Origin of the sequence: Pseudomonas sp. NPDC090208 (assembly GCF_044746785.1) — a bacterium.
GTDB lineage: Bacteria > Pseudomonadota > Gammaproteobacteria > Pseudomonadales > Pseudomonadaceae > Aquipseudomonas.
In genome coordinates, this window is sequence record NZ_JBIVCU010000013.1 from 223,691 (window position 1) to 235,015 (window position 11,325).

At 63.9% G+C, this 11,325-nt stretch carries 6 protein-coding genes; 4 read left to right on the forward strand and 2 right to left on the reverse strand.

The genetic code is table 11. The features are described 5' to 3' along the window. The first annotated feature begins 92 nt into the window (after positions 1-92). Both ACIPL0_RS21665 and ACIPL0_RS21670 read left to right on the forward strand, forming a co-directional pair. Positions 93-356: a Flp family type IVb pilin gene (locus ACIPL0_RS21665; protein ID WP_400596534.1), complete on the forward strand. Its 264-nt coding sequence runs from the start codon at positions 93-95 to the stop codon at positions 354-356. Positions 357-417: 61 nt separating this feature from the next. Then, complete coding sequence (locus ACIPL0_RS21670; RefSeq protein ID WP_400596535.1) at positions 418-825, forward strand: response regulator; 408 nt, start codon at positions 418-420, stop codon at positions 823-825. Between the two features lie 630 nt (positions 826-1,455). Here ACIPL0_RS21670 and pbpC read toward each other — a convergent pair. After that, a complete protein-coding gene (gene pbpC, locus ACIPL0_RS21675) occupies positions 1,456-3,834 on the reverse strand; it encodes a peptidoglycan glycosyltransferase PbpC (RefSeq protein ID WP_400596536.1) in 2,379 nt (792 codons plus the stop codon). 95 nt (positions 3,835-3,929) lie between these two features. Between pbpC and ACIPL0_RS21680 the strand changes: the two genes are divergently transcribed. Beyond that, positions 3,930-4,223 (forward strand): hypothetical protein, encoded by a 294-nt coding sequence (locus tag ACIPL0_RS21680; protein WP_400596537.1) that lies wholly within the window; start codon positions 3,930-3,932, stop codon positions 4,221-4,223. Between the two features lie 213 nt (positions 4,224-4,436). On the opposite strand, the gene ACIPL0_RS21685 is transcribed toward ACIPL0_RS21680, so the two are convergent. Next, positions 4,437-9,362 (reverse strand): alpha-2-macroglobulin family protein, encoded by a 4,926-nt coding sequence (locus ACIPL0_RS21685; RefSeq protein WP_400596538.1) that lies wholly within the window; start codon positions 9,360-9,362, stop codon positions 4,437-4,439. 388 nt (positions 9,363-9,750) lie between these two features. Between ACIPL0_RS21685 and ACIPL0_RS21690 the strand changes: the two genes are divergently transcribed. Then, positions 9,751-11,100 (forward strand): MATE family efflux transporter, encoded by a 1,350-nt coding sequence (locus ACIPL0_RS21690; protein WP_400596539.1) that lies wholly within the window; start codon positions 9,751-9,753, stop codon positions 11,098-11,100. Positions 11,101-11,325 lie beyond the last annotated feature (225 nt).

Here is an 11,325-nt window from a genome sequence, read left to right on the forward strand (position 1 = left end):
CCCCTCGTTCGAGGGAAAAAGCCTAGAGGTATCAATGCACTCAGGCTTATCACTTTCCGACTAATGCTTTCTCGCGATTGTGGAGTGGCTAAATGGGGTCAATGCTGTGGACACGATGGATGGTTGTACGTCATGCGTATGCGAGAAAGGCGCTCCAAAGCGCCAAGGAGATGAAGATGTACCTTATGTATTTTTCTGCGTTACTGCGACGTTTCGTCAAGAACGAAGAGGCAGCCTCCGGGATTGAATACGCGATTATCGTGGCGATGGTCGCAGTGGTCATCGCGGGCTTCATCACAGGCATTGGTGGCAATATCAAGACCATATTTACCGGTATCGAGTCGGCCTTGAAATAACCGCACCGTATTCGTAGCACCGTACCGACCATACTGCCTTTTGAATTGACGGGATGACTCGATGGCCACTCCCACACGCCAGCAACTCCTGCTCGTTGACGACGAAGAGGACGCCAACGAAGAACTCGCCGAGCTGCTCGAAGGCGAGGGCTTTTGCTGCTTCACGGCGCCGTCGGTCAAGGCGGCCCTGCAGCAACTGACCTTGCACCCGGATATCGCGCTGGTGATCACCGATCTGCGTATGCCCGAAGAAAGCGGCATCTCGCTGATCCGTCGCCTGCGCGAGCACACGTCACGCCAGCACCTGCCGGTGATTGTCACCTCGGGCCACGCTGAAATGGAGGACGTCAGCGATCTGCTTCGCCTGCAGGTGCTGGATCTATTCCGCAAACCGATCTACCACGAACGGCTGCTGGAAACCCTCAACAACCTGTTCCCCGAACCCAGAGTGTTCAAGGTCGGGCAGTAAATCCCCCGGACAAACCAATCCCTCATGCCAGCCCCCTACCTGTAGGAGCTGGCTTGTCCTGCGACCGGCTGCGCAGCAGTCGTAAATCCATACGCATTGGGAGTGTCAGGCATACCGAGTGCACAGGTTTTACGACGGGTTCCCCGCCGGTCGCAGGGCAAGCCAGCTCCTACAGGGGGTGGGTGTGTACCCAGGGAAATGCGGACATAAAAAAGGCAGGGGATCATCCGACTCCCCCACCCGAAACAGGCGCAGACGTTGGGCAACGGGCCGCCGTCGAAGCACGCCGAAGAGAGAACACTGCGTCACGGACAACCTTCTCGCGACAGCTCTCCCACTGCACGGCACTGCTGGCTTGCGACGACAGACCCGCCACTCAAACCACCGACTGACACCTGCGACCTCCATGTGTCTGCCATGAGCCTATATCAACCCCTGCGGCGGTGTTCGGCAAGTCATGACTTGGTATTAATACCTCTGGGGAGCCTACCCCCTGTAGGAGTGAGCTTGCTCGCGATAGCGCTCTGCTAGCCAACCACGATGTAACAGATCAGCAGCAATCGCGAGCAAGCTCACTCCTACAAAGTATCGGAACCAGCGAGCGGGTTACCGCTGAAAATATGCGCCGCATCACTCCACCACACTGAACTCCACCCGTGCGGTCTGCCCGCTTTCGTCCAGCACGCTCAACTGATAGCGGCCGGAGCGGCTGAAGGTGTGGCTGTAACTGGCCTGGCTGGCCGTGTCGCCGACCTGTGCGCCATCGATGAACCACCAGCGCCGGCCATTGCCGCCCAGCGCGGACAATTGCAGGCGCAACTGCTGCTGACTGCCCGCCGGCAGACGCAGTTGATCACCTTCGCGCACCCCGACAATCGACAGCGGCGCCGCCAGGCTCAACCCTTGCGGCGGGCAGGCCGGATCGACCGCCGGCAAGCGCGCTTCGCGGCGTTCGCCTTTCGCCAGCCACGGCTCCAGCGGCGCCGGCCACAGCGCGATGTCACGGGCTTCTGCACCCGGACAACCGGCGCCCACACGCAAGCCCTGCGGGTTGACCCAGACCTTCTCCAGCAGCCCCAACCCCAGCGGCTGATCGCTGGCCTGCAAGGTCGGCGGCGTGGTGCCGTCCAGTGTCCAGGCGAAGCGCTGACGGCGGCAGTTCGGATCGTTCTTGCTCATCGGCTGGCCCAGCGGCCAACAGATCGCCGCCACGCCGACATTCAACGGCACCGGCAATGGCGGCGGCGCGATGTTGCGCTGAGCATCGCGGTTCACCAGCAGGTCATGCACCTGCAACATCAGCGGCGCCGCAGAAGCCAGGCCGAACTGCCCCGGCACCGGCGTGCCGTCCGGCCGGCCAATCCAGATGCCGATCAGAAAACGTGGTCCCACGCCAATCGACCAGGCATCGCGAAAGCCATAGCTGGTGCCGGTTTTCCACGCCAGTTGCGGGCGCTGCACCAGCTCGGCGTGCGGGTCGAGATCAGGCCGCGACTGGCCGCTGAGAATGCGCCGGATGATCCACGCCGCCCCCGGCGACATCATCGGCCGGTCGCGCAGGCGGTCATCCGGTTGCAGGCGAATATCGGCACTGCGCCCGCCACGGGCAAAGGCTGCGTAGCCACCGACCAGATCCTCCAGGCGGCTGCCGGCGCCACCGAGAATCAGTGCCAGATTCGGTTCGGCCAGCGGCGGCAGGGTCAGCGGCACGCCGCCATTGCGCAGCTCGGCGGCAAAGCGCTTCGGTCCGTAGACTTCCAGCAATTGCACCGCCGGCAGATTGAGCGACAACGACAGCGCCGAACTGGCCGCCACCGCGCCATTGAAGCCGGAGGAGAAGTTGCCGGGGCGGTAATCGCCATAGCGCCGTGGCACGTCCTGCAGCAGCGACTCGGAGTGGATCAGCCCGGCATCCATGGCCTTGCCGTAGAGAAACGGTTTGAGGGTCGAACCCGGCGAGCGCAGGGCGCTGACCATGTCGACGTGGCCGAAGCGTTTGCTGTCGCCGATATCGACCGAGCCGACGTAGGCACGGGTCGCCATGTTCTGTGCCTCGACCACCAGAATCGCCGCCGACGTACGCTCCGGCAACCGTGCGCGCCAGCCCATGAGCAAGTCTTCCAGACGTCGTTGCAGACCGGCGTCCAGGGTGGTGCGAATCAGCGGCGGGCTGTCAGGGCGATTCAAGCGACGGGCCAGCAGTGGCGCCAGGCTCGGCTCCTGACGGGGCGCCAGCAGCAGCGGTTCTTCCAGCGCCTCATCGACCGCCTGCTGCGGCCAGTTGCCGAATTCGGCCAGACGCCGCAGCACCTTGTCCCGCGCAGCCTGCGCACGCTGCGGATGGCGATCAGGGCGCAAGCGGCTTGGCGCCTGCGGCAACACCGCGAGCAGCGCGGCATCGGCGCGGGTCAGCTGCTGCGGCGACTTGCCCAGATACGCCCAACTGGCGGCGGCGACGCCCTGCAAGGTGCCGCCGAACGGCGCGCGGTTGAGGTACAGCCCGAGGATCTCCTGCTTGGACAGGTGCCACTCCAGCTGCGCCGTACGCCACAGCTGACGCAGCTTGCCGGGCAGCGTGCGCGAATGGGGATCGAGCAGCCGCGCCACCTGCATCGACAGCGTGCTGCCGCCGGACACCACATGGCCGTCGCTGAGGTTCTGCCAGGTGGCGCGGACCAGCGCCATCGGGTTCACCCCCGGATGCTGATAGAACCAGCGGTCTTCGTAGGTCAGCAGCGCTTCGAGGTAATACGGCGACACCTGATCGACCGTCACCGGATAACGCCACACGCCATTGGCATCGGCGAAGCGCCACAACGGCGTGCCGTCTTCGGCCAGCACCACCCGGGCCAGATCGTCTTTGGGCAACGGCAACGGCCAGATGCGGTCGGCCAGCCACAGCAACAGACAGAGCAGCAACAGACTGCCCAGCAGCCAGCGACCGATCCGCGCCCACGGAGATCTCCAACATCCCGATCTACACTGTTTTTCAAGCCAGCGCCGGATCATCGCAGATTGCCTTTACGCAACACGGAACTTGCTCCGCCTGTGGATAGCCAAAGCCAGGATTTCCGTTGTTTCACGCCTTTCATCAGGAAGCAGACATGCAGGTAGAAAGCATTTTCGAATGGCTCGGCCAGGTCATCGGTGCGGTGATCCGTTTCGTCGTCGACGGTCTGAGCTGGCTGTTCAACCTGTTCACCCATGCCGGCGCCAATTTCGTCGACGGCCTGGCGCGCACACTGGGCATGAACACCTCGCTGATCAGCATCGCCGGATTGATCATCGGGCTGATGCTGCTGTATTCGGCGATCCGCGCCTTCATGCGCGGCTCGATCATTGTCGGCATCATCTGGCTGTTTTTGGGCTTGTGGTTGTTGAGCTGGATTATTCATTGATGCAACGCGCATCGGTCTCTCTGACGGCTGCGTCCTTGAAATCGCATTCGCCAGCAAGCCGGCTCCCACAGGATCGCGGTGAGCGATGATGCGCTTCTGGCCGAAGGCCGTAGGAGCCGACTTGCTGGCGATTGCGGTGTGTCAGGCGACATATTCGTCATAGACATAATGCAATCGCCAGCAAGCCGGCTCCTACAAGGGGCAAGCGCGTTTCTACTTCTTGGCCTTCACCACCAACTGCGCCGGGGCTTCGCCCAGGGCTTGCCAGTTCGGCCGGTACATCGACTCCACCTGCGGCGGTGGCACGCGATAGGTGCCGGGGGTGACGGCGCGGGCCAGGTACAGCAGGTGTACGGTGTTGTAGCCGGAAATATCCACCGCCGCGACGTAACGGTCGCCACGGTATTCCTGGTGTTTCAGCCCGGCATTCTCCATCGACTCACGCCACTGTTTCACCGACTCGCTGGCGTCTTCAAGGCTCGCCGCGCTCTGCGCCAGGTTCTGGTTCTCGATCTCCAGCCCCGCTGGCAGCAGGTCCACCACCAGCGCATCCGGCACGCGCTCCTTGGCTTTGACCTCCAGATGCACCAGCACCAGCTCACCGCTTTTCAGCGCATTGAGGTTCAGTGCTTCGCCGTCCATGCCCAGGTAATCGCGGCGGATGCTCAGGTTGTCACCGCCGGCCACCGGTGGCTGCGCCGGGTAACCGGACAGGGTCAACTGCTGATACAGCGTGTCACCACCGGTGTTCTGCACGGTCAGCGGCGAGGCAAGCACTGAACTGTCCAGCTTCACGCCCGGCTGATCGTTGCTCAGCTCGCGATTGTTACTGCCGCTGTTCAGCGTCGCTGCCCATTTGCCTTCCGGCTTGCCGAGCAGATCACGCCCGGCGAGGAACAGCGAGTTGCGCTCCTGGGTCGACAGATAACGGCTGGCCGCGACCTGATCGGACAACGCAAACAGACGCTCCTCGACCTTGTCCGCCGCCAGTTTGTTTTCCTCCAACAGCGACAGGATCAACGCCTGATCGCGCAGCGGGCTGCCGTAATCGGCCAGCCAGTCGTTGGCCTTGCGACCGACGCCAAGCCCGGCCAGCAGCGCCTGTTCGGCACGCGGTTTGTCGCCCATTTTTTCCAGCGCGATGGACAGCTGCACCAGCGGCAGACCGGAGCGCGCATCGCTGCGCCGGTCGAACAGACTGCGCAACGCCCCCAGCGGCGCCTGCTGACTGCGCGACAGCACCAGCGCCGCGTAAGCCTGCACGGCGAAGCGGGTGTGTTCGGCGTTTTCGCTGTAGTTGACCTCGATCTGATTGCGCTCTTGCAGGTAACGCAGCAGACGCTCGCTGGCCTTCTTCAATGGCTCCGGCGGCACCGCGTAACCCTGATCGCGGGCGCGCAGCAGGAAGTCGGTGACGTAGGCCGTCAGCCAGTATTCTTCCTCGCCATCGGCGCCCCACAGGCCGAAGCTGCCGTTGTAGCGCTGCATGCCCAGCAGGCGCTCGATACCGACCTCGATCTTGCGCTTGCGCACCGCGTCCGGCTCGCCTTCAAGCCCCAGCCGCTTGAGGGTGGCGGCATCGGCGTACAGCGATGGGTACAGACCGCTGGTGGTCTGCTCCAGGCAGCCATAGGGGTAAGCCTTGAGCGCACGAATCTGCTCGCCGAGGTTCAGCGGCGGTCGGCTCGACACCGACAGCAGCGCCTCGCGCCCAGCCGGCTCAAACGCCTCCAGCGCACCGGCCGGCAGGCTCCAGGCCTGATCCTTGAGCACCGCGCGGTACTGGCGCAGCATCGCCGGATAAGCGGGACGCACGCCAATGGTCCATTCACGGCTGAACGCCGGCAGGTTCTCGCCCGGCAGGTCGAGGCCGTTGACCGTGACCTTGATCGTGCCCTGACCGAAACCACCTTGGGCTTTGACCGGAATCTGCAGCGTGGTGCGCTGGCCCTGGTTGAGGCTGATCGACTTGCCGTGATCCCCTTCGACCAGTGCCAATTGCCCTTCGCCGCTGAGTTGCACGTCGAGCTTCTGCGCCTTGCCGGACAGGTTGGACAGGTCCAGCGCCACGCTGGTCTGGTCGCCACCGGCGAGGAAGCGCGGTGCCGACAGCTCGGCGATCAGCGGCGCGGCCACCACGGTTTTCGCTTCGGCCATGCCGTAGCGTTCGTCGGTCCAGGCCTGCGCCATGATGCGCAGCTCGCCGTTGAAGTCGGGGATATCGACGCTGACTTCGGCATCGCCCTGCTCGTTCAGCGTCACCGGCGCACTTTGCAGGGCGACAATGGTGACGCTGGTTTCCGGACGCTTGCCGCCCTTGGCCAGCGCTGCGTCGCCACCGAACGCCAGACTGGCCAGACGGTTGCGACCGGCCTCGATCAACTGGCCGTAGATGTCCAGTTGATCGGCGCCGTATTCCTTGCGGCCGAACAGGCTGGCGAACGGATCAGGCGTGGCGTATTCGGTGATGTTGAGGATACCGACGTCCACCGCCGCGACCAGCACATGCACGTCTTTGGGGATCGAGCCGTCGGCGTTCTTCGCGTTGACCTTGAGCTTGAGCGGCTGTTTGGGCCGCATTTTTTCCGGTGCGGTGATTGCCACGGCCAGTTTGCGTTGCGCGCGATCCAGCGGCAGGTGCAGCACGCCGACTGCGCGCTTGGGCGTGACGTTGGCCTTGCGCTCGCCGGGACGAATCACCAGCGCGCTGACGTACAGGTCATGCCGCGCCCATTGTTTGTCCACCGGCACGTCGAAGGTCTTGCCCTCGGCGGGCACGTCGATCTCCTGCCACCACAGCGGGCCTTCGCTGGACTCCACCAGCAGATAGCCCTTGCCAGCGCTCGGCGGGGTCACCGTGACCTTGGCCGTGTCGCCATCGGCGTAGGCCGGTTTGTCCAGCGCCAGCTTGACCTGATCGGGACGCACGGCGCCGCCCTCGGCGTTGTCCTGCCAGCGGTAGCCGGCCCAGAAACGCAGGCTGCTGATCAGTCCGGTGGCCGGGTCTTCGACTTCGACGCGGTATGGGCCCCACTCCACCGGGAAACTGATTTTCGCCGTCGAGTCCTTGTTCACGCTGACGGTTTCTTCAGCGAGGTTGAGGAATTTCTCGTTGTAGTGATAACTCCAGCCATCGCTGTCGGAGTAGTTCCAGTAATAGTCGCGACGTTCGCGAATCAGCCGCACCTTGAGGTTGTCGGCGGCCAGTTTGTGGCCCTCTGCATCGGCCATCAGCACTTCGAATTCGACCGGACCATCGCCATCGGTGGCTTCGCCGTCGAACAGCCCGCGCAGGCCCGGCAGCTTGTCCGCCGGCCACACCGGCTGGGTCAGACGCCGTGTGATCGGCCGTCCGCCGGACTCTTGCAGGCTGGCCTGCAGCACCAGTTCCAGCGGCGAACGAGCCTTGGCCCACTGGCTTTCGATGCTCAGCTCCAGCTCGCCATTGGCGTCCAGCACGCTGTCTTCCACCTCCAGATCCTGCTTGAGGTCTTCCTCGGTGACCGAACCGAACTGATAACCCGGCAAGCCCGGCACCGCCTCGCGCAGCGGACGCACGTAGAGCTGACCGGTCAGGCGATTGCCCGAGGCCGGCGCGCCGTAGAGGTAACGGCCATTGATGGCGACATCGAACGAGGCATCCGGGGCAATCGGCGTGTCGCTGCCCTTGAGTTCCAGCGCCATGCGCTCGGGCAGGAAGTCTTCGACCTGGAATTCGTACAGTTGCGGCTTGCCGTCGCCCAGGTCGAACACCAGTTGCCAGCGCCCGGTCGGCGCCTCGTCGGACAGCTGCAATTGGTATTGGTAGAGGCCGGTGGCGTCGGCGTCCCAGACGAACTTGCGGCTGACTTGCTCATCCGGGCGGCGCACCTCGACCGTGATCGGTTGCGGCTTGACCTTCTTGCCGTCGTTGTCGCGCAGCAGGCCGTTGAGCAGCACCACCTCACCGGGACGATAAAGGTCACGCGGGCCGAAGATGAAGAATTGCAGCGGGTGCGCGCGCGGGCCGGTGATGTCGAACTCGGCCAGGTCCAGCGCGGCGCTGTTCAGGCGCAGCAGGCTGGTCTGTTCGCCCTGCTGGGCCAGCAACACTTCGGCCTTGGCCGGCAGCGGCAGCTCGGCGTGGCCGGCGTTGTCGGTCTTGCCCTGGCCGACCACACGGCCCTTGTCGTCATACAGCGCCAGGTCGATGCCGTTGAGTGCCTTGCCGCCTTCCAGCGCCTGGGTGAACACGTCCAGTCGGTTGGCATAGCGGTGCGCCGACAGGCCGATATCGCTGAGGGTGAACAGCGTGGCCGGCTGCGAATAGTTGTAGGTACCCGAGGCGCGCATCACCGCCAGATAGACGCCCGGCTGTTGCAGTTGCTTGAGCCCGGCGATGGGCAGCAGCAGGGTTTCGCGGGTGTTGCGCGCAGGGTTCAGATCGAAGCGGCCACCGTAGACCAGATCGGCCATCGGCAGCAGCTCTTTGGATTCATAACTCTGCAGGCTCGATGAGCCTTCCCAGGAGCTGAGAAACGCCGGCAGCGAATCCTGTTTGATGCGGAAGAACTCGACATCGACCTTGTCGACGTTCAGCGCGATCACCGGCAGGCCCTCGGCCAATCGGGTCGGCAGCAGGCTGCCACGGCTGGCGAAGCCGACGGTGGGTTGCAGGTCGGAGGTTTCCAGTCGCGCCGAATACTCCGCCGCCAGGCCGTTGTTGTTCACCGCCAGCAGGCCGGGGTCGATGGTCAGCACCAGTTTGCGCTTGGGCTCCAGATGGCGCAGGCGCAGCTCCATGAGGTTGTCCGACAGCTCCCATGCGCCATCGACCTTGCCGCTGGTGCTGTCGACCAGATGCACCTTGTCGGCGAATTTCTGATCGGGGTTCAGCGGCACGGAAAAACTCAGCGACAGCGTGCTGGCGCCGTCGAGCTGGACTTCCGACACGTCGACCACGGTCAGCTCACGCCCGGCGTAGCGCTTGCTCAGCGCGGGGATGTCGACAGCAGGTTTGGGCTTGGCCGGTTCGGCGACTGCGGCGGCTTGCGGGGCAGCCGGTTGTGCCGGAGCGGGCGCGGGTTTGTCGGAGGTGGAGGAGTCGCAGGCACTGAGCAGTACCAGCGCGCAGGCCAGGAACAATCCTTTGTTAAGCATGAGGCACTCATTGGCGGCAGAGTTGAGGAGCTGGAAGGTATAGCACCGCAAACCTCATCGTGAAGCGCGGCGCGGGGATAGACCGCAGGTTTGTGGGTTTGTTCGCGGTACGCGCAAGCGGCATTGCCCCGTTCACACAGATCCCCTGTGGGAGCGAATTCATTCGCGAGAGGCCGGTACAGCCAACACATCTGCGTCGCCTGAAATACCGCATCGCGAATGAATTCGCTCCCACAGGGTGAAATCATGCCAGATGAACTACAGCCTTCGCGAGCAGGGCTCCCTCCCACGGCCTTCGGCCAGAAGCAGGCCGCAGAAAGACAAAATTTTGGGTAAAGCCATGCTGGCTGCGCTACCGCTACAATGCCGGCCTTCTCCGGGAGCCTTCATGTCCAATTTCTTCCACGACTGGCGTCAGCGCACTACCCATCGGCAGGTCTGGGCGCTGGCGGCGCCGATGATTCTGTCGAACCTCTCCGTGCCGCTGGTTTCGCTGGTCGACAGTACGGTGATCGGCCACTTGCCCCATGCCCACCAACTCGGTGCCGTGGCGGTGGGTGGCACGCTGTACAGTTTTCTGGCCTGGGCCATGAGCTTCCTGCGCATGGGCACCACCGGTTTCGCCGCCCAGGCCGCCGGACGCAATGACGGCACGGCACTGCGTCAGGTGCTGCTGCAAGGCTTGCTGCTGGCGGTCGGCTTTTCCGTGCTGCTGGGGCTGATCGGCCTGCCCTTCCAGCATCTGGCCCTGCAAATGATGCAGCCCTCGCCCGATCTTGAAGAACTGACCCGCGATTTCTTCCACACCCGGTTGTTCGGCCTGCCGGCCGCGTTGGCCAGTTACGCGCTGGTCGGCTGGTTCCTCGGCCTGCAGAACGCTCGGGCGCCGCTGGCGATTCTGCTGACCACCAATCTGGTCAACATTGCACTCAATCTGTGGTTCGTCATCGGCCTGGACTGGGGCGTGGTCGGCTGCGCGCGGGCCTCGGTGCTGGCCGAATGGATCGGCGCCCTGCTCGGCCTGGCCCTGACCCGCAAGGGATTGCTGGCCTATCCGGGCCACGTGGCGGTCTCAGCGCTCAAGCGCTGGCAGAGTTGGCGACCGTTGCTGGCGGTCAACCGCGACATTTTCATTCGCAGCCTGGTGCTGCAATCGGTGTTCTTCCTGCTCACGGTGCAAGGCACCCGGCTGGGGGACGCGACGGTGGCGGCCAATGCGTTGCTGCTCAACGGCCTGCTGCTCACCGCCAATGCGCTGGACGGTCTGGCCCATGCGGTTGAAGCCTTGTGCGGTCACGCCATCGGCGCCCGTGATCGTGAAGCGCTGCGCCGGGCGATGAACGTTGCCGGCGGTTGGTCCTTGCTGTGCAGTGTGGTTTTTGCGGTGTTGTTCCTGTTTGCCGGACACCTGTTCGTCGAATTGCAGACCGACATCGAGGCCGTGCGCGAGGTCGCTTACGTCTACCTGCCGTATCTGGCGGTGTTGCCGCTGGTGGCGGTGTGGAGCTACCTGCTCGACGGCCTGTTCATCGGTGCCACCCGCGCCCGGGAAATGCGCAACGCCATGGTGCTGACCGCCCTGCTGAGCGCGCCATTCACCGTCCTCAGCCTGCCGCTGGGCAACCATGGCCTGTGGCTGAGCTTTTTGCTGTTCATGGGCTTGCGCGCTGTGACCCTGGGCCAGATCGCCCGACGGTTGAATCGCAGCGGCGGGTGGTTTGCGGGGAATGGGCATTGAGTATTTCTGAACGTTGAATCGCTGCCAGCAGGCCGTGCCGCAACGGTGCAGCGTGTACGAGACCCGTGGGAGGGAGCTCTGCTCGCGATAGGGGTGATTCAGGCAACTCGATAGTGACTGATCCGATGCTATCGCGAGCAGAGCTTGTGTCTTTAGCTGAGGTAATGTCAGAGGTGAGAGGGGTGGATGGCAGCTGATGAGCAGCGGTGCCTTTTGAGCACGTGA